The organism is Rhodococcus sp. NCIMB 12038, from assembly GCF_002165735.1.
Classification (GTDB): domain Bacteria; phylum Actinomycetota; class Actinomycetes; order Mycobacteriales; family Mycobacteriaceae; genus Rhodococcus_F.
Map to the genome: position 1 here is coordinate 214,672 of NZ_NHML01000009.1, position 18,898 is coordinate 233,569.

The following is an 18,898-nucleotide window of genomic DNA, read 5'->3' on the forward strand; positions in this document are numbered from 1 at the left end:
CCCGGGCAGACGAACATGGCCTCCGCGCGATGCGGAGGCCATGTTCGCTGTGTGGCTAGGTTTCCTGTCCGGCTAGGTTTGCCGCGTGGCTGGGTCGTCACCGCAGACGGCACAGCGTCTTTCCCACGGTGCGGCCGCGCAGCATCGCGACGATGGCGTCCGGCGCCGACTCGAGACCGTCGAACACGGTCTCCTCGGCAACGAGCCGCCCGTCGCGGAGGTAGCCCCCGACCTCGGCCCGCATGTCGCCGAGCAGGTGGTCGTAGGCACCGGCCCGGAAACCCTTCACCGTGAGGCTCTTCGATACGATCTGAAAGAGATTGTCCGGACCTGCCGCCGCCGTCTCGGCGTCGTAGGACGCGACCGCGCCGGCCATGGCCACGCGGCCTCCCGGCCGAAGGCGATGCAGGGCGGCCCCGAGATGCGCTCCGCCCACGTTGTCGAAATACAGATCGATGCCGTCGGGTGCCGCACCGTCGAGGGCCCGCGTCAGGTCCGGCGTGTGGTAGTCGAACGCGGCATCGAGATTCAGTTCCTCCCTCAGGAACCGGACCTTCTCGGCCGATCCCGTACTGCCGACCACGTAGTGACCTCGGAGCTTGGCGATCTGCGCGGCAAGGCTGCCGACCGCTCCGGCCGCCGACGAGATCCACACGACGTCTCCGCCGGCGAGTTCGCCGATGCAGTGCAATCCCACATACGCGGTGAGCCCGGCGCTGCCCAGCGCTCCGAGATACGCCTGCGGCGGATGCTCGCCGGTGTCGAGTCGCGTCACACCACCGGCCCCGGCCAGGGTGTCACTGTCCTGCCGGATCACGGCGAACTCGCGAAAACCGTTGATGTGCAGCACCGTGTCGCCCGGCTCGAAGCCGGGGGCACGGGACCGGAGCACCTCCCCGACGGCCAACCCGGTCAGCGTCTCCCCGATGCGGAACGGCGGCAGGTAGCCGGCGGGGCCGGTGGGCCCGAGGCGCATCCTGACGGACGGGTCGATCGACGACCACGAGTTGCGCACGAGAATGTCACCGGGCCCGAGTTCTTCGGTAACCGTCACCACGTCGAGGCGGAAGTCCGACGGTACAACCCGCCCCCGGGGATGGCGCGCCAGTGTGAGCTCACGACTCTGCATAGGAATCCTTTCGATTCAGACGACGGCGAAGAGGTCGTGGCCGTCTCGTTGTCGGACGGTGAGCCGGCCGCGGTCGACCAGGGTGTCGAGGTGCGCGAGGGTCTCACAGGTAGCGATCATCTGATTGAACGGGTCGAGCGTGGTGAACGGTCTTTCGCGACGAGTCCACGTGACCGCGTGTGCCACGGCGGTCGCGGTCCCCTGCCCGAGCGAGATCAGCGCGTTGCGCATCACTTCGAATCGCTGGTCGTGGTGCGCGAGAAGCTCTTCGACTCGACGGTGCACGCTCGGTGTCGGATCTCCGTGCGCCGGAAGGAGTTGCGAATCGGGGCGGTCGAGCATTCGGGACAGCGAGTCGAGGTAGCGCCCCAGCGGCAGGTCCCACTCACCCAGTTCGAAGCCGATCGACGGGGTGATCGTGGGCAGGACGTGGTCACCACTGAACAGCAGCCTCTGACGCACGTCGTGAAACACCATGTGGCCCTTCGTGTGGCCCGGGGTGTGCACGACGTCGAGGGTGTGCCTGCCGATCCGGAGCGGACCCGCGGCGAGCCAGTGGTCGGGTTCTTCCCAATCCGAGCGGTGGAAGGGTTCCGCGGCGGTCAGCGCCTCGACGGTGTCTGCCAGGACGGGGGCTCCCGCGCGCCGGAGTTCGTGCAGCGAATCCGTCGGAACGTTGCTGCCGAGGGCACCGACCGCCGCCAATCCGTCTGCCTCCGCGACTCCGAGGTGGACGCGTGCACCGTGACGGCGGCGGAGTTCGACGGCGAACGTGTAGTGGTCGCGGTGCACGTGGGTGACGTAGATGTCGTGAATCTGCTCGGTGCCGTGGCCGATCCGGAGCAGTGCCCGTTCCATCTCCTCGAACGTCGTGTCGACTCGCCACCCACCGTCGACGAGAGCCAGGCCGTCCGGGGTCTCGAGGGCGTAGACGTTCACGGCCCCGAGACCGTCGCCGGGCATCTGGAGGGGTATTCGATGCACACCGGGCGCCACTTCGTAGCAGCCCGGCTCCATCCACCCCGCGCTCATGATGTCGCGCTGTCCACTTCGACCATCGTCTTCTCCTCGCCCATGACGAGGATGCGCTTTCCGCGCATCTTGCCGACGTTGTCCACTGCGGCTTGCCATTCCGGGCTGGCGAGCGCGGCATCGAGGTCCTCGCGGGAGTCGAAGCTCAGGATCGACACGCCGTCCCATTCCCGGGACCTGTCGTCCATCGCGTCCAGCACTTCGGTGTGCTGCCAGCGACGGAGGCCGGGGAGCGGATAGGTCACGTCGGCGTGCTCGCCGCGCCACCACTGGATGAACTGCTCGTGGCTCCAGTCGTGCGGACGGGAGGCCAGGACGATCAAGTTGTACATCATCACTCCATTATTGACATGAATTTGGTTCAATTATTGAGGGTGTGCGAAAACCACTCCACGACCGCCGCGGGTTATGCGCGGACGATACGCAGAGTGGCGTCGCGAACGTGGCGGTTGAGCTGGTCGAGTGTCATGTCGCCGTCGGGCCGGTACCAGCGCCACACGCTGACGACGAGCCCGAGGACGAGTCGGGCCATCAAACGCGCATCGGCGTCGGCGAAGGCCCCGGCGCCCATCCCCTTCGCGATGAGGAGAGACCACGCCTCTTCGATCGAATTCACCAGCGCCCGTGACGTCTGGCGCTCGGCTTCTTCCTTCTCGGACTGGCGGGGCGTAGCCAGCAGATCCATGTGGCTCTGAAGGATCCGGCGCTGCAGGGCGTCGCGGGGGGTCGCTTCCAGGGCGCTGGTGATGGCGGCGCTCAACGCCTCGACCGGGTCGTCGATGCCCTCGATCGCGGTCGTGAATCGCTCGAGCGACTGCGCCAGTTCGAGACGCATGATCGTCAGCAGGCAGTGCGCCTTGGATTCGAAGTAGTGGTAGAGCGCGGTCTGGCCGATACCGACCTCGTCGGCGATCGACGCCCACTTCGTGTGCTCGAAGCCCACTTCCCCGAAGCGTTCGATTGCGGCCGTGAGGATGAGCCCGCGCTTGGAACGCGGACCATCGCGGAGCGTCATGGCTTCTACGGACACGGGATCCCCATCCATTCGTCGTCGGGTCGGTACCGGTAAGACTACCTGAACTGAGGTCAGGTCGGGTGGAGGTCAGGTGGTCTCGGTACCGGCGAGCAGGCGTGTTGCGAGGTCCACCGCATCCGGCCGAGACAGTTTCCCGACCCGGTTCTGCGGCAGGTCGTCGATCGTGAACACGAACTCCGGCCACTTGAACTTGGGGAAGTCGATGTCACCGAGGTGCGCAACCACCTCGCCGAGGGTAATCGCTGCACCCGTGCTCACGACGAGGGCTGCGGCGCGTTCACCGAGCAGTTCGTCCGGCACCGGTACCACGCACACCTGGGACACGGTCGGGATGCGAGCGATGGCGGCTTCGACCTCGTTGATGTCGATGTTGCGACCCCCGCGGATGATGATCTGCTTCTGCCGCCCCATGACCCGGATGGTTCCGTCGTCCGCGATCTCGACGAGGTCGCCGGTGGACAGGAACCCGTCCGCGGTGAGTTCGGGCGGCGCGGGAACCCCGGCTCGGGCATAGCCGACGAAGAGGGAGGGCCCGTTGACCTGAGCGTCGCCCACCCGCCCCGGGGGCAACGGAGCGCCGCGCTCGTCGACGGCTCGGACCACCGTGCCGGGGAACGGCCTGCCGTCCCGTCCCAGGCGTACAGCCGGCGCGTCCGACGGCAGCGGGGTGGTGTGCCCGAGGCACTCGGACATCCCGAACACGCGCAGGAACGTCGTCCCGAGAATCTGCTCGGCGCGGCCGAGCGCACCGGCGTCCATCGGGCCGCCGCCGACGGTCATCGCCCGCAGCGAGCTCAGCGCGCCCGCCGCGTCGGGTGCGACGGCCAGCTGAAGCGCCATGGTCGGGACGAGCATCGTCCAGGCAACCTGATGTTTCCCGACCACCTCGAGGGCGGCCGCGGGCTTCCAGCCGTCCATGCAGACCATGGGCGCGGCCAGCATCGTCGGGAGGTAGAGCCCGAAGCAGAATGCGGCCACCGACGACAGCGGAACGAACGCGGCGACCGGGTCTCCGGGTTCGAGGCCGACCGCGTCGATCGTGCAGCGGCAGGCGTAACGGATCGCGGATTCCGACTGCACGACGCACTTGGGGTGTCCGGTCGACCCGGACGTCATCGCGATCGCGATCCCGCCGTTCCACCGGGCGACGTCGCTGACCGGTGTCCGGGACCAGCGCATTGACCAGCCGTCCAGCGCGGTCGCCTCTTCGGTGAAGTGGTCGTCGGAGGCACCCCAGTGCGCAAGGGACCCGGGGTCGGCGATCACCACGTCGGGCGCGATGTCGTGCAGGGCGACGGCGAACTCCGACGGGGTGGCGTGCCTGCTGAACACTGCGACGACACCGCCGCGCAGACCGACCGCGAGCGCCGCGGTCAGCGTCCGCCAGCTGTTGTCCGCTTGGACGAGCACGGTGGGCGAACCCCCGCGAGCGGTGCCCAGCAGAGCGGCAAGTTCGGTCGCCGCCGCGGCGATGCGCGCGGCGGTGTACTCGCCCGAGGCGTCGACGATCGCGATCTCATCGGGCGAACTCTTTGCGCGAGCAACGAATTCGCGAGCCAACTCCCACATCCCGCAATCCTCCTGTTCAGCGAACACTGTCATTCTCGGTCATCGTGCGCGGTATCGCGCAGGCCTCGCCGGTCACGGCACGAGGACGGCGCGCCCGCGGATCGTTCCGCGGCGCAGCCGGTCGTACACGTCGACGGCGTCGTCCAATCGGTACGCCGTCGATTCGACGCTCAGCATCCCCCGTTGGGCGAGGTCGACCACCGCTTCGAGGTCGGCGCGTGTTCCCCAGAACGGGGCGCTGACCTGCCAGCCGCTGGGCAGTCCGAGGTCCTTGCCGACCGTGAGCCGGCCGCCGCCGCTGCCCACGGTGACCAGGCGGCCACCGGGGCCGAGCAACCGGGCGGCCGGTTCCATCGTGGCCGGGGATCCCACGAAGTCGAAGACCACGTCGGCGGTGCTGTGCCCTGTGCCGGCATCGGCCACCGCGCACACCGTCCGGTCGGCCCCCAATCGGAGGGCGAGGTCGCGCGAGTCCTCGCGTGGATCGACCGCGATGATCGTGCCGGCGCCGAGAGCGCGAAGGATCTGGACGGCGAGATGGCCCAGCCCCCCGACACCGACCACGACGGCGACCGAGTGGCCGTCGACGAGGTCCCGGTTCGTGCGGATCGCGTGGTAGGCGGTCAGGGCCGCATCGGCGAGCGGGGCGGCACTCTCCGGGGCAAGCCCCCTGGTGCGCACCACGAACCGCTCCGAGGGAACGATCATGGCCTCGGCGAGACCGCCGTCGTGCCCGAGACCGTTGCCGATCGCCGCTAGGCGGCCGTCCGCCCGCGGACGCAGTTCGTGACAGTAGTTCTCCCGGCCCCGCCTGCAGTTGCGGCACTCCCCGCAGGACCACACGCCGTGGACCACCACGGACTCACCGATCCACGACCTGTCGGCCTCGGGGCCCGCGCCGACCACGGTTCCGGCCACCTCGTGCCCGAGTGTGAGCGGGAGCGGGTAGTCGAACGCGCCCGCGGGTGCGTCCATGACGTGCAGGTCGGATCGGCACAGCCCGGCGGCCCGGACTTCGATCAGCAGTTCGGCGCCCCGCGCTGCGGGGACTTCGACGCGCAGGACCTGCACGGGTTCACCCCAGCCGGTCAGGCGCACTGCTCGCATCGTCTCGATGGTCATGGTCCCGTCGCCTACCTGGCTGCCCAGCCGCCGTCGACGACGAGCGTTTGCCCGGTGACGTACGAAGATGCATCCGAAGCGAGGAACAGCACGGCGCCGTCCACCTCGCCCGCCCGGCCACCGCGGCCGAGCATCGTGTTGCGGCGCACCCAGTCGGCCGAGCGCTGGTTGCCGAACAGTCCGTCCGTCATCTCGGTATCGAACCACCCGGGCACGACGGCGTTGACACGGGCGCCCCGTCTGCCCCACTGCCCCGCCAACTCGCGGGTCAGACCGAGAATGCCCGCCTTCGACGCCGCGTAGCTCGCACCGCCGATGGGAGCGGTGGACACCAGACCGATCACCGAGGAGATGTTGATGATCGAGATCCCCGCGCCCTCCGGAACGGTCGACGTGGCATACGTGGCCAGATGGAACCCCGCCGCGAGGTTGACGTCGAGGATCGACGCGAATCCGTCGGCGGTTTCGTCCTCCGCGTTCGGAGGTCCGGGCTTGCCGGCGTTGTTGACCAGGATGTCGACGTGGCCGGTTCGCTCGCGGGCGCGGTCGAGGAGGCGGCGGCGGTCGGCGTCGACGGTGATGTCGCATTCGACCGGGACCACGGTGTCGACCTCCGCCGCCAGTGCCTCGAGCCGATCGACCCGGCGGGCGGCCGCGTAGACCGTGGCGCCCGCCGCCGCCAGCGTCCGCGCGAATCCCATCCCCAGTCCGGACGACGCACCCGTGACGACGGCGACGCGACCGCTCAGCTGGAACAGCTCGGGTACCTGCATGTGGTTGGCTCCTACTCCTGTTCGTGGCACGCGCGTCAGTAGACGGCGGTGCGTCCGCCGTCTACCGGGATCACGGCGCCCGTGGTGTAGCCGGCGCGGTCCCCGGCCAGATGCACGACGAGGCCGGCGATTTCATCCGGATGCCCCAGCCGTCCGGCGGGCAGCCGGTCGACGATCTTGCCGACGAACTCGTCGTCCCAGTCCGCCGCCATGTCGGTCGCGAATCCGCCCGGCATGATGCAGTTCACCCGCACCCGGGGCGCGTATTCCTGCGCGAACGCCATCGTCAGCGCGTTGAGGCCGTTCTTCGACGCCGCATACATCGCCTCGGGCGGGCTGGGCCGCACCGCGCCGATGCTCGAAATGTTGATGATCGAACCGCCTCCGGCCGCGCTCATCCTGGCGCCGGCCACCGCCATCAGCCGGAACGGTCCCTTGAGGTTGACCTCGATCGTCTTGTCGAACAGCGACTCGGACACCGACTCCAGGGTCGGTGACAGGGGCGCGATGCCGGCGTTGTTCACGACCACGTCCAGCTTCCCGAATCGGGAGACGATGTGGTCGACCGCGGTTTCGATCGCGTCCCACTTCCCGACGTGCAGTGCGAGCGGTTCGGCGATTCCACCGGTGTCCCGGACGATCGCACGGGCAGCGGAGACGCACGCCTCCTCCTTGCGGCTCGACACGATCACGGTCGCTCCTGCGGCGGCGAGCCCGCCGGCGATGGCGTATCCGAGCCCGCGGGTCGCCCCCGTGACGAGTGCGACCTTGCCTTTCAACTCCTGTGTCGTGTTCATGCGTACTTCTTCAGTTCGAGGCGCGCGATCGTGCGCAGGTGGACTTCGTTCGGGCCGTCGGCGATCTGCAGTGCCCGGGTGATCGCGTACAGCCGGGCGAGGATCGTGTCGTCACTCACGCCCGCGGCGCCGTGCGCCTGGACGGCATGGTCGACCACGCGATGCGCAACCTCCATCGCGGCCACCTTGATCGCGGCGACTTCCGAGCGGGCCGCGGCGTTGCCGCGGGTGTCCATCAGCCACGACGACTGGAGTACCAGCAGCCGGATCTGGTCGATCTCCATCCGGCTCCGCGCAATCCACTCACGCACCACTCCGCGATCGGCGAGAGGTCCGCCGAAAGCCGTGCGCTGCAGGACCCGTCGGCACATCAGCTCGAGGGCGCGTTCGGCCATGCCGATCGCCCGCATCGCGTAGTGCATGCGTCCCGGCCCGAGCCGGCCCTGCGCGATCGCGAACCCGTCACCCTCGGCGCCGAGCATGTGGTCGGCCGGCACCCGCACATCCGTGAACTGGACCTCGCCGTGGCCGAGCCGGTCCCGGTAGCCGAACATCGGCAGGTCGCGGAGCACCTCGATGCCGGGAGCATCCGCCGGCACCAGGATCATGCTCTGCTGCCGGTACGTCGGGGCGTCGGGATCGGACTTGCCCATGAAGATGACGAGCTTGCAGTCGGGATCGAGAATGCCCGAGGTGTACCACTTCCGGCCGTTCAGGACGTACTCGTCGCCGTCCCGGCGGATGGTCGAGGTGATGTTGGTGGCGTCCGAACTCGCCACCTCCGGTTCCGTCATCGCGAACGCCGACCGGATCGTGCAGTCGAGGAGCGGCGCGAGCCAGCGGGACTGCTGCTGCGGGGTGCCGTACATGGCGAGGATTTCCATGTTGCCGGTGTCGGGTGCCGAGCAGTTGATCGCTTCGTTGCCGATCACCGAGCGTCCGACCATCTCGGCAAGCGGTGCGTATTCGAGGTTGGTGAGCCCGGCGCCCCATTCGCCGTGCGTCATGAAGAGGTTCCACAGTCCGAGTTCCCGTGCCTTCGTCTGCAGGTCCAGCATGACCTTCGGCTGTTCGTGCGGGTTGTCGTTCGACCTGATCTGCTCGTCGTACACGGCCTCGGCCGGATAGACGTGCTCTTCCATGAAGGTCCGCAGTTGCTCGAGCAGTCGCTCGGTGCGTGCGGAGTATCCGAAGTCCACGTGTCGTCCTTTCAGTTCCTGTCAGCGCCTCGAGCCGTGCGCGAAAGAGTGGTCAGGCAAGTAGTGCGGTGCCGCTGCGAATGAGCTGCGCGATGGTGTCGGGCAGCCGTTCCTGATCGGGATCGTGGTGGCGGCCCTCCCGGTGCCTGCGCAGGTTGTGGCCCATGATCGCCGCCATCTTCAGACGGCCGAGTGCGTTGAACCAGTTCATGTCCGGCAGTGCCGGGGAGTCCCCGGTGTAGAGGTCGATCAGCTCGTCCCCGGACGGCAGACCCGGCACCGCGCGCCCGACGCCGGGGAAGTTTGCACCGTCGGCGAAGACGAGGAACCAGCCCAACTCGACCCGAGGATCGCCCAGGCTCCAGATCTCCCAGTCGATCAACGCCGCCGGCTCCGTGCCGCGCGCGAGGATGTTGCCGAGCCGGTAGTCGCCGTGCACCAACGTCGGCGCCATCCCGTCCGGGACGTCGGCGGCGAGCAGACCCAGCAACTCCTCGCCCCCGCTCACGAGTTCGGGGGGAACGGCGTCCAGGGTGCGTTGCCACCGCGCCAGTTCGGCGCCGGGCGACAACGGTTCTCCGGCGGCCGGGATCGTGTCGAGGGGCACCCCGTGCAGTAGTGGGAGCACCTCGGCGGCCCGGCGCATCCGAGCGGCAGCGACGGCCGGTTCGACCGCAGGCGTATCGAGCACCGGCTCGAGGGATTCGCCTGCGACGCACTCCATCGCGAACCATGCCGGACCGTTCTCGTCGACGGTGACGATGCGGGGCACGGGAACCGCTGTAGCTCCGAGTGTTTCCATGATCCTCGCCTGGCGCACCATGTCGTGCCGCCCGATGGGACGCTGCCCCTCGGGCACGGCCTTGACGACGAGGTCGCCCTCACCGGTCCGGACCTTGTAGGTCAGACCGGAGTGCCCGCCGAGTAGCGGCTCGAGCGGGCCGACGTCCAGGCCGGGGTTCTGCTCGCGCAGGCGACGCGCCACACGGTCGTCGAGGGTGATCGTTGCACTCACGGTCGGGGCTCCCTCGGCAGGCCGAGCACGCGCTCGGCGAGGATGTTGCGCTGGATCTCGTCGGTGCCGCCTGCGATGCGGTATCCGGGTGCGCCGAGGACGTGCTCGGTCCACGCGAACGTGCCCCACTCGCCCGAGTCGGCGATCAGGTCGCGCCCCAGCAGCATCCGGACGACTTCCGAGGTGCGCGCCATGGTGTCGGTGGCGAGCAACTTGCCCACCGACGCCTCCGGACCGGGGTCCTTGTCGGCGACCACCGCGGCGGCCACCCGCATTCCCGTGACCCGCTGGACATAGCTGCGCGTCACCAGATCCGCGATCTTGTCGCGCTCGATCTCGGACAATTCGCGGCCCAGGTGGCGGGCGAGTTCGACGGCCTGATCCGCGTTGGCCAGCCCCAGATTCCCGGCATCGAGGCGCTCGGCCGCCAGCACCGTCAATGCGACCGGCCAGCCCTGCCCCACCGGCCCCAGCCGGTAGTCGTCCGACAGTTCGACGCCGTCGAGATACACCTCGTTGAAGGAACTGCCCCCGGTCATCTGGCGGATCGGCCGGACGGTGACGCCGGGAGCGTCCATCGGGACCAGAAAGACGGTGAGGCCCTTGTGTTTGGGCGCCTCGGGGTCGGTGCGGCACACCGCGACCCCGACATCGGCGACGCGGGCGCCGGACGTCCAGACCTTGTGCCCGGTGATCGTCCACCGGCCGTCGCGCTCGACCGCTCTCGTCCGGACCGCCGCCAGGTCGGATCCGGCTTCGGTTTCCGAGAACAGCTGGCAGGCGATGATGTCGGTGCGGAGCATCGCCCGCACGTACCGCTCACACTGTTCGGGCGTTCCCCACTGGGCGATGGCCGGTGCGACCAGTTGCTGAGTGACCGAGAACATTTCGGTTCGGCGGGGCACGTCGAATGCGTTCTCCTCCCGCCGGAAGGCGAGCACGTAGGACATCGGCAGGCCGCGTCCACCGAATTCGACCGGCCAGTTCATCGAACCCCAGCCGGCATCGAACTTCGTCTGCTCGTACGCACGGATGTGGTCGGTCTCTTCGCGTTCCTGCGCCGCGGTCCAGTTCTCGAAGACGGCGACAGAGTCGGGTCCCACTCCCCATTTGATCTGGGTGCGCGGTTCGGCGACCGTGCGCAGCCACGCGCGTGCGTCGTCCACGAACTGGTCCAGGCCGGGCATCGTTGCTTGATTCATCGCTCTTCCTCAGACTGACAGGACGGTGCAGGCGCTGATCCCGGGCGCACCGTAGACGTGGGTGAATCCGATCCGCGGGCTTCCGGGCACCTGCCGGGCACCGGCCTCTCCGCGCAATTGCGTGACGATCTCGTGTATCTGCCGGAGGCCGGACGCGCCGATCGGTTCGCCGTTCGCGATGCAGCCGCCGTCGGTGTTGACCGGGATCCGTCCGCCGATCTCCGTCTCCCCCGCGGCGATCAGCTTTTCCTGCTCGCCGTGCTCGCAGAATCCGCATTCGGCCAGGTGCATGATCTCGGCGCCGCTTTCGGTGTCCTGGAGTTGCGCGACATCCACGTCGGAAGGTCCGAGTCCGGCCTGCTCGAATGCGGCGGCGGCGGTGGACGTGCTCACGCTCGACGGGGTACCCGCGCCCTGTATCGACGGACCGAACACCTCGAACGAGCCGAACCGGCGGGTGCCTGCCGCAATGCCGCGCAGGTGCACCGGCCTTCCGCCGAGTCGCCGGACGGCGGCCTCGCTCGCCACGACGACGGCCGCACCGCCCTCGCCGGGCGAGCAGAACATGTACCGGGTGAGGGGGTCGTTGACCATGTCCGCGGCGGCGATCTCCTCGGCGGACATCGGTTCTCGCCGCCAGGCATTCGGGTTCAGGGAGCCGTTGCGATACGCCTTCTCCGCGACGGCGGCCAGTGTGGGGGCGCTGATTCCGTGTTCGCGCATGTACCGCGCGATCTTGATGCCGAAGAACTGGGTGGTGACCATGAGACCCGCCTCGCCGTACCCGACGGGCAGACCCCAGTCCTGTGGTGCCGGGTCGAACGCACCGCGCGGGTGCTTGTCGAAGCCGACCGCGAGCGCGATGTCGGCGGCGCCCGCACGAATGGCGTTGACGGCCGACACCAGAGCGCTACCCCCTGTCGCGCACCCGTTCTTGACGTTGGTGAACGGGATGCCGGTGAGTCCGAGTTCGGACACCAGGGTGTCGGCGAGCCCGGAGCCGTCGCTGCCACCGAACGCGACCTGAACGTCGGTCCACGCGATGCCGGCGTCGGCCAGGGCGGACGCGATCGCGTCCAGGGCGAGCCCGCGGCCGGTCTTGTCCGGTTGACGCCCGAACTTCGACAGTCCGGCCCCGATGATCGACACGGTGGACATCAGCGGGTCTCCTTCAGATAAGCGTCGGTGGCGAACCGGGGCACCGGTGCCGTGGCGACCAAGGTCACCGGCGCCCCGTCGTCCAACTCGTCGAAGTCATGGCAGTCGAGCACGCCTTCGACCCTGATTCCCTCGGGGAGTTCGACGTAGCCGACCGCGAACGGTGAGAACCCGTCCGGCGGCGGAACATACGGCGGCGATTTCGGGGCGAACCGCTGGACCGTGTACGCCCAGACCGTTCCGCGTGCACTCAAGGTCAACGGCGACATCGCCGGCCCGGCACACCTCGAGCACACGGTGGCGGCCGGGAACGCGACGGTCGAACAGTGGGTGCAGCGGCTCGCCTCGAGCGCCGGCGCGGTGGGTGTCTCGCCCATCGTCATTCTCTCCTCGGGATTCGTTTTCGGGGTCGGATCAGCGACCGACCCACTTCGGCTCACGCTTTTCGAGGAACGCGTTCACGCCTTCTCGTGCATCCTCCGACTGCAGCGCGTTGCCGACGGCGAGGTGCTCCATCACCATGAGCGACTGGATGTCCGCGTCGAGACCGCGGTCGATGCACATCTTGGTGAGCTTCATCATGAACGGGCTCTTGTCGACGATCGGCGCGATGAACTCGGCGAGAAGCTTGTCCAGGTCGTCGGCCGGCGCCGACGCGTTGATCAGGTCGAAGGCCTCCGCCTCCTTGCCGGTGAGGAGCTTGCCGGTGAGCATGAGTTCCTTCGTCTTGCGAACGCCGATCATGCGCGGCAGCCGGTAGATCGGGCCCGCCCCACCGAACAGTGCGCGGCGGATGTGGAAGTCGCCGATCCGGGCGTCCTCGGCGGCGATCGCGAAGTCACAGGAGATCATCAGCTCGAAACCGCCTGCGGTGACGAAGCCTTCGAGGACGGCGACGGACGGGGTGTTCATCGAGTACAGGCGGTCGCACACCCGGGCCGACAGCACCGCGACATCCATCGCGGTGGTGGAGCCGACGTACTTCTCCCGCAGTTCGTCGAGGTCGAATCCCGAGCAGAACGTGCCGTCACGTCCACGCAGGACCAGCACCTTGAGTTCGGGGTCGCTGTCGACCTCGACGATGATCTCGTCGAGGCGGTGCAGCAACTCGACGGTGACCGCGTTCTTCTTGTGCGGGCGGTTGAGCCACACGCGGGCGATGTCGCCGTCCTTCTCGAGCACGATGTGGTCGGTGTCCACCATGTCGGGGTCCTTTCGAGGAATGAAACTGAACTGGATTCACTTCAGTTCTACGGGGTGGGAGGCGCTCCGTCAATAGCGGGGACGAAGAGCTTTTGATTCGGCCGGCCGCAGCCGGCCCGATTTCAGAGTCCGACGAGATCCGCGACGCGGCCGCGGTGCGCCCGCGAATCCCCCAGCAGCGGTTCGTCTCCGAGTGCGCGGCGAACATAGGAGTGCGCCGCATGTTCCCAGGTGAAGCCGACGCCCCCGTGCAATTGCACGGCCTCCATCGCGGTGGCGATCACGGCCTCGGTGCAGACCGCACCCGCGACGGCGGCCGGAAGCGCCGCGGCGCCCGGGTCTTCCGCAAACACCGCGGCCGCGTACCGCGCCGCCGATCGCGCCTTCTCGAGCTCCACGAGCGTGTTCGCCAGTCGATGCTTGACAGCCTGAAAGGATCCGATCGACCGCCCGAACTGGCGGCGATGCATGGTGTATTCCCTTGTACTGTCCAGCAATCGGTCGATCAGCCCGACGTGCTCGCAAGCCAGCCCGATCACTCCGAGGCTCCGCAACGATTCGACTACGCGCGGTGCGTCGCCGGGTCCCGCGAGACGTACCGCCTCCGCGTCGTCGAAGAGCAGATTCGCCTGCCGTCGACTGGGGTCGACCACCGGAAGTTCCGTTCGCCGCACCGGCGCGGTCCGCAGATCGACCGCGTAGAGGCCGGGTCCGTCGTCGGCGTGCACGAGCAGCACGACGACATCGGCGGCGCCGCCCTGCACGACATTCGTCGCGCGACCGGACAGCGACCATCGGTCGCCGACGCCTGTGGCGTCGACGAAATCGGTCTGCGCGCTCAGCGCTGTCACCGTCGCGACGAGTTCGCCCCGGACGACTCGGTCGAGCAGTTCGTCGACCCGGGGCGACCTTTCGGCCGAGAGCAGGGCATGAACTCCCAGCGTGGCGGACGTGAGCACCGGTTCGCAGACCAGCGCGCGCCCGCACTCTTCGAGGACGATGCCGAGTTCGACCATGCCGTACCCGAGGCCGCCGCGATCCTCCGGCACGGTCAGGGCCGCGACGTTCATCTCCTCGACGAGCAGCGACCACAACTCGGGGGAATAGCCGGACTCCGACCGGGCGGCGAGTCGACTGCTCTCGATCGTCGAATGGCGGTCGAGTAGCCGGCGGATGACGTCGCGGATGTCTTCGTGCTCGGCGACGGGGGTCATCGCCGGGGGTTCGGTCTCGGGCCAGGGGCTGGAATGGGAGGACTGCATTGAACTCTCCTAAATTGACGTGAGTTCAGTTTAGTTTCGCAGAAGTCGAGACGGCAAGGACTCTCGACAGACCCGCCCATGTTGAACTAAGTTCATTTCATGACCGATGCACTCGTGATCGAGCAGTACTACGCGATCCTCGACAGCGGCCGGATCGAAGACGCGGTTGCCCTGCTCGACGAATCGATCGAGTTCGCCATAGTTCTTCCCGGTACCGTCCGCCGCGGCCACAGCCGCGCCGACATGCTCAGCTACCTCCGGGGACGCCCCCCGGTCGATCGACGGCACGTGCTGCTGCGGACGAGCAGCGCCGGCGACGTCCAGTTCGCCTACGGCTCCGTCGTCGAGAACGAGACGAAGACGACCGGCTACTTCCTCGCCGCCATGCACCTCGACGCCGACGGCACCATCGACGCATACGAAGTGTCCTTCGACACCGAATTCAGCATTCTCACAAGGGAGTTGGCACATGACAAGCGCGACTGACCTGGACTCGAGGACGTCACCGACGCCCGTGCTGGTCGCATGGTTCGCGATCATGGACTCGGACGATCCCGACCGTGTCCTGACGATGATCACCGACGACTTCCGGATGTCGATTCAATTCTCCACCGGCGGCGGGAAAGCAGCCGAGTTCGTCGGCGATCGCGCAGGCCTCGTCGGGTACCTGCAGCAACGCGAGAAGAGCGTGCTGGTACACGAGATCCTCGCGGGCTCCCGGGTGGGTGACGTCGAACTGGCGCTGGGGCGCACCACCCGGAACGGTGAATTCGAGGCGTCGTTCAACACCTCGGCGCAGCTCGACGAGTCCGGCCTCGTGCGGAGGTTGCTCATCTGCCGCACCCCCGAAATCTCGTTCGCCCACTGACACAGCTGTGCGCACTTGCCGACCGCGAACGGTCGGCAAGTGCGCACTGCCGGTGTCGATCAGGACGTGAGGTCGTACAGGGTCACGCCGTCCACGGTGACGGCGGTGAAGTTCGCCTGCACCCAGGTGGAGATCTCCGACGCGGTGCCGTCGCCACCCATTCCGCCGCCTCGGCCGCCGGCGATGAAGTAGTGGATCTTGCCGTCCGCCACGTACTGCTGGAACTGCTCGAGCGTCGGTGACGGATCGCTGCCGTTGAACCCGCCGATCGGCATGACCGGGTCCTCGGTGGCCAGCTGGTACCCGGACGCACTGTTGGATCCGATGGCCGCCGCCACCCAGGTGTAGTTGCCGGCATCCTGCTCCAGCAGCGACACCAGTTCCTCGCCGGGGTTGCTGCCCGAGAGAAGTCCCCCGGCAGCGCCGCCCATGGCTCCCATGCCGCCCATGCCGTCGCCGGCACCGGCCGTCGCACCGGCCGCGGTCCCAGGAGCAGCCGCTCCTGCCGCGCCGGGGGCAGCACCGCCCGGCATCGTGGGCGCGGCTGTGCCGTCGGTGCGTCCGCCCATGCGTCCGGCACCGTCCATGCCGCCGGGGCCACCCATTCCGCCGAAGCCCCCGCGTCCGCCCTCGACATTGGGTCCGGCCGAGACGATCGAACCGGTGTGCGGCGTCGCGATCGTGTCGACGGCGTACGCCGTCGGTCCGGCGAGCCCGGTGAACAGTGCGGCCAGCGTGACGACGGCCGCGATCCGGCCCCTGGTCAGCGCCGGGATCAGCACGGCCACGGCGGCGAGAACACCGGCGACGACCACGGCCCACTTCAGCCACGGCACGAACGACGCGCTGCGCCCGAGCAGAACCCAGGACATGGCCGCGGTGGCCAGGAGTGTCACGGCGAGAACCGCCCGCACCCACAGGCTGTCCCGTCGACGCCACAGCGTCACCGAACCGATCGCCACCAGCGCGGCCACCGCCGGTGCGAGCGCAACGGTGTAGTACGCGTGGAAGATTCCGGCCATGAAGCTGAACGTCAATCCGGTGACGAGCAGCCACAGTCCCCACACGACGAACGACGCACGTTGCGTGTCGGTGCGTGCCGCCCTGCCGCGCAGCGCGAGACCGGCGACCAGCAGGATCAGCGCCGCCGGGATCAGCCAGGCGATCTGACCGCCCTGAGCCGACTCGAACAAGCGCGTGATGCCGGTGCTGCCCCACATTCCGCCGCCGGGCATCCCGCCGCCGGGCACGGCGCCGCCGGGCATCCCGCCGCCGGGCACGGCGCCGCCGGTCATGGCCTCGCCGGCGCCGCCCATCGCCGCCGCGGCGTCCCCGCGACCACCACCGGGCATGACGCTGCCGGTCTCCTCACCGTTCAACCGGCCGAGACCGTTGTAGCCGAGCGTGAGTTCGAGGATCGAGTTGTTCTGCGAACCGCCGATCCAGGGCCGCGACGACGCCGGCCACAGTTCGACGGTCAGCAACCACCAGCCCGCGGAGACGATCATCGCGCCGAGCGCGGCGAAGCACTGGGCGAGGCGTTTGCCGAACTTCGGCGGTCCCGCGAAGAGGTAGGTCAGCGCGAGCGGCGGGACGACGAGCATCACCTGAAGCTGCTTGGTCAGGAACCCCAACCCGACGAACACACCGGTCAGCACCATCCACCGGGTGCGTCCGTCCTCCACGGCGCGCAGCAGCGCCCACACGGACGCGATCATCAGCAGCACCAGCAGTGCGTCGGGGTTGTTGAACCGGAACATCAACGCCGCGATCGGCGTCAGCGCGAGCACGAGACCGGCGAGCAGACCGGCCGCGGCACCGAACCACCGCTTCACCGCGGCGTACAGCAGGGCGACGGAACCGACACCGAGCAGCGCCTGCGGCACCAGCATCGCCCAGGAGCTGAGGCCGAAGATCCGGACCGACAGCGACATCACCCACAGCGACATCGGCGGCTTGTCGACGGTGATGGAGTTGGCCGCGTCGGAGGATCCGAAGAAGAACGCCTTCCACGACTCCGAACCCGCCTGGACCGCGGCGGCGTAGAACGAGTTGGCCCAGCCGGAGGCGCCGAGCCCCCAGATGTACGCGACCGCCGTCCCGACGAGCAGTGCGGCGAGCGCCCAGGGCTCCCACCTCCGCCGTGCGGGAGGAGGTTCGGGGGTTTCGACCTTCGGCTGTTCGAGGGTCGTCGTCATGCGTGAACTCCTTCGGGGCGAGCGTTCCGGAACACCCAGCGAAGGGCTATGAAACGGCTGATGGTGGCAACGAGATTGGCGAGGACGAGGACGGCGAGTTCGACGTGCTTGGACGCGTCCGGGGCCGCCGAGTGCAGGACGAACAGGGAACCGCTGGTGAGGAACAGTCCGCACGCGAACACGAGCAGACCCTGTAATTGATGCCGGGCGGCGCCTTCGGATCCGCGGACCCCGAACGTGAACGCGCGGTTCGCGGCCGTGTTGAGCACGGCCGTGACGAGCAGTGCGACAGCGTTGGCCCACTGCGCGCCCAGGACCGGATGCAGAAGCAGGTAGAGCAGCGCGTACGCGACGGTGGAGGCGACCCCGATCACCGCGAACCGGGCCAGCTGCCCGACCATGCCGCGGGGCACCCCGGGCACCAGCGGCTCGCGCCCGAAGCTGTCCCGCAGGCTGCCGATCGGCAGCGATCCGGTGGACAGCGCCCGGCCCACCCGCCACACACCCTTGAGGTCGGCGACCGCGGTCGCGACGATGTCGACGCGACTGTCCGGGTCGTCCACCCAGTCGACGGGGACCTCGTGGATGCGCAGGCCCGCGCGTTCCGCGAGCACCAGCAACTCCGTGTCGAAGAACCAACCGGTGTCCTCGACCAGCGGCAGCAGGCGCTGCGCGACATCCGCCCGCATCGCCTTGAACCCGCACTGCGCGTCGGAGAACCGCGCGTGCAGCGCGCTGCGGAGGATGAGGTTGTAGCTGCGGGAGATGAACTCGCGCTTCGGGCCCCGGACCACCCGCGAGGAGCGGGCGAGCCGCGACCCGATGGCGAGGTCCGAATGCCCCGACAGCAGCGGGGCGATCAGCGGCATCAGGGCGTTGAGGTCCGTCGACAGGTCGACGTCCATGTACGCCACCACCTCGGCGTCGGACGCACTCCACACCGCGCGCAGGGCGCGGCCGCGTCCCTTCTCGTCGAGGTGCACGACATGGACGCCGTCGATCTCGGCGGCCAGGCGGTGGGCCACCACGAGGGTGGCGTCGACGCTGGCATTGTCGGCGATGGTGATGCGGGCGGTGTAGGGAACGTTCTCGTCGAGGTGCCGCCGCAGCCGGCGCACGCAACGCTCGAGTCCGGCTTCCTCGTTGTAGACCGGCACGACAACGTCGAGCACGGGCGCGGTCTCGGAGGTTCCGGAAGTCTCGAGTCGTCCCATGGCGCCCGGTGCTCGGGAGAGGGAATTCGTCGTCATGCGTCCAAGATTCGGCCCGGACACTGCGATCACTCTGGACGGAGGCTGGGAGTTTCCTGTGTGCTTCGCACCCGTGAGTACTTAT

19 protein-coding genes are annotated in these 18,898 nt (G+C 68.6%); 2 read left to right on the top strand and 17 right to left on the bottom strand.

Annotated features, from left to right (window positions below; genetic code table 11):
- Positions 1-97 precede the first annotated feature (97 nt).
- The 15 genes from CA951_RS16030 to CA951_RS16100 all read right to left on the bottom strand — a co-directional run bounded on the left by CA951_RS16030 (position 98) and on the right by CA951_RS16100 (position 14,497).
- A complete protein-coding gene (locus CA951_RS16030; RefSeq protein ID WP_087557760.1) occupies positions 98-1,129 on the bottom strand; it encodes an NADP-dependent oxidoreductase in 1,032 nt (343 codons plus the stop codon).
- A gap of 15 nt (positions 1,130-1,144) precedes the next feature.
- Entirely contained in the window at positions 1,145-2,146 is a 1,002-nt protein-coding gene (locus tag CA951_RS16035) for an MBL fold metallo-hydrolase (protein ID WP_087557761.1), read from the bottom strand.
- Between the two features lie 11 nt (positions 2,147-2,157).
- Positions 2,158-2,493, bottom strand: a complete 336-nt coding sequence (locus CA951_RS16040; RefSeq protein ID WP_179220216.1) for an EthD family reductase — start codon at positions 2,491-2,493, stop codon at positions 2,158-2,160.
- A 74-nt stretch (positions 2,494-2,567) separates the two neighbouring features.
- On the bottom strand, positions 2,568-3,176 hold the full coding sequence (locus CA951_RS16045; RefSeq protein ID WP_083395629.1) for a TetR/AcrR family transcriptional regulator: 609 nt from the start codon (positions 3,174-3,176) through the stop codon (positions 2,568-2,570).
- A gap of 87 nt (positions 3,177-3,263) precedes the next feature.
- On the bottom strand, positions 3,264-4,766 hold the full coding sequence (locus CA951_RS16050; RefSeq protein ID WP_087557853.1) for a class I adenylate-forming enzyme family protein: 1,503 nt from the start codon (positions 4,764-4,766) through the stop codon (positions 3,264-3,266).
- 72 nt (positions 4,767-4,838) lie between these two features.
- Positions 4,839-5,888, bottom strand: a complete 1,050-nt coding sequence (locus CA951_RS16055) for an NAD(P)-dependent alcohol dehydrogenase (RefSeq protein WP_087557763.1) — start codon at positions 5,886-5,888, stop codon at positions 4,839-4,841.
- A gap of 11 nt (positions 5,889-5,899) precedes the next feature.
- Positions 5,900-6,661 carry an SDR family NAD(P)-dependent oxidoreductase gene (locus CA951_RS16060; RefSeq protein ID WP_087557764.1) on the bottom strand — a complete coding sequence of 254 codons (762 nt, stop codon included), beginning with the start codon at positions 6,659-6,661 and terminating at the stop codon, positions 5,900-5,902.
- 35 nt (positions 6,662-6,696) lie between these two features.
- The gene (locus CA951_RS16065) at positions 6,697-7,458 is read right to left on the bottom strand and encodes an SDR family NAD(P)-dependent oxidoreductase (protein WP_087557765.1); all 762 of its coding nucleotides are present in this window, start codon (positions 7,456-7,458) and stop codon (positions 6,697-6,699) included.
- Positions 7,455-8,657: an acyl-CoA dehydrogenase family protein gene (locus tag CA951_RS16070; RefSeq protein WP_087557766.1), complete on the bottom strand. Its 1,203-nt coding sequence runs from the start codon at positions 8,655-8,657 to the stop codon at positions 7,455-7,457. Before CA951_RS16070 ends, CA951_RS16065 begins: the two co-directional genes overlap by 4 nt.
- 52 nt (positions 8,658-8,709) lie before the next feature.
- Positions 8,710-9,672, bottom strand: coding sequence for a phosphotransferase family protein (locus tag CA951_RS16075; RefSeq protein WP_087557767.1), 963 nt, complete (start codon positions 9,670-9,672; stop codon positions 8,710-8,712).
- Positions 9,669-10,874: an acyl-CoA dehydrogenase family protein gene (locus CA951_RS16080; protein WP_256973776.1), complete on the bottom strand. Its 1,206-nt coding sequence runs from the start codon at positions 10,872-10,874 to the stop codon at positions 9,669-9,671. Before CA951_RS16080 ends, CA951_RS16075 begins: the two co-directional genes overlap by 4 nt.
- A 9-nt stretch (positions 10,875-10,883) precedes the next feature.
- Entirely contained in the window at positions 10,884-12,032 is a 1,149-nt protein-coding gene (locus CA951_RS16085; RefSeq protein WP_087557769.1) for a thiolase family protein, read from the bottom strand.
- Positions 12,032-12,409: a Zn-ribbon domain-containing OB-fold protein gene (locus CA951_RS16090; protein WP_087557854.1), complete on the bottom strand. Its 378-nt coding sequence runs from the start codon at positions 12,407-12,409 to the stop codon at positions 12,032-12,034. The genes CA951_RS16085 and CA951_RS16090 overlap by 1 nt, the downstream gene beginning before the upstream one ends.
- A gap of 37 nt (positions 12,410-12,446) precedes the next feature.
- Positions 12,447-13,235, bottom strand: coding sequence for an enoyl-CoA hydratase/isomerase family protein (locus CA951_RS16095; RefSeq protein ID WP_087557770.1), 789 nt, complete (start codon positions 13,233-13,235; stop codon positions 12,447-12,449).
- 122 nt (positions 13,236-13,357) lie between these two features.
- Complete coding sequence (locus CA951_RS16100) at positions 13,358-14,497, bottom strand: acyl-CoA dehydrogenase family protein (protein WP_179220206.1); 1,140 nt, start codon at positions 14,495-14,497, stop codon at positions 13,358-13,360.
- A 99-nt stretch (positions 14,498-14,596) separates the two neighbouring features.
- Here CA951_RS16100 and CA951_RS16105 point away from each other — a divergent pair, with 99 nt between their 5' ends.
- A complete protein-coding gene (locus tag CA951_RS16105) occupies positions 14,597-14,983 on the top strand; it encodes a hypothetical protein (protein ID WP_087557771.1) in 387 nt (128 codons plus the stop codon).
- Positions 14,967-15,365: a hypothetical protein gene (locus tag CA951_RS16110; protein WP_087557772.1), complete on the top strand. Its 399-nt coding sequence runs from the start codon at positions 14,967-14,969 to the stop codon at positions 15,363-15,365. Before CA951_RS16105 ends, CA951_RS16110 begins: the two co-directional genes overlap by 17 nt.
- A gap of 59 nt (positions 15,366-15,424) precedes the next feature.
- On the opposite strand, the gene CA951_RS16115 is transcribed toward CA951_RS16110, so the two are convergent.
- Together CA951_RS16115 and CA951_RS16120 are read right to left on the bottom strand one after the other, a co-directional pair.
- A complete protein-coding gene (locus tag CA951_RS16115; protein ID WP_087557773.1) occupies positions 15,425-17,563 on the bottom strand; it encodes a glycosyltransferase family 39 protein in 2,139 nt (712 codons plus the stop codon).
- On the bottom strand, positions 17,560-18,813 hold the full coding sequence (locus CA951_RS16120) for a bifunctional glycosyltransferase family 2/GtrA family protein (RefSeq protein WP_087557774.1): 1,254 nt from the start codon (positions 18,811-18,813) through the stop codon (positions 17,560-17,562). The genes CA951_RS16115 and CA951_RS16120 overlap by 4 nt, the downstream gene beginning before the upstream one ends.
- Positions 18,814-18,898 lie beyond the last annotated feature (85 nt).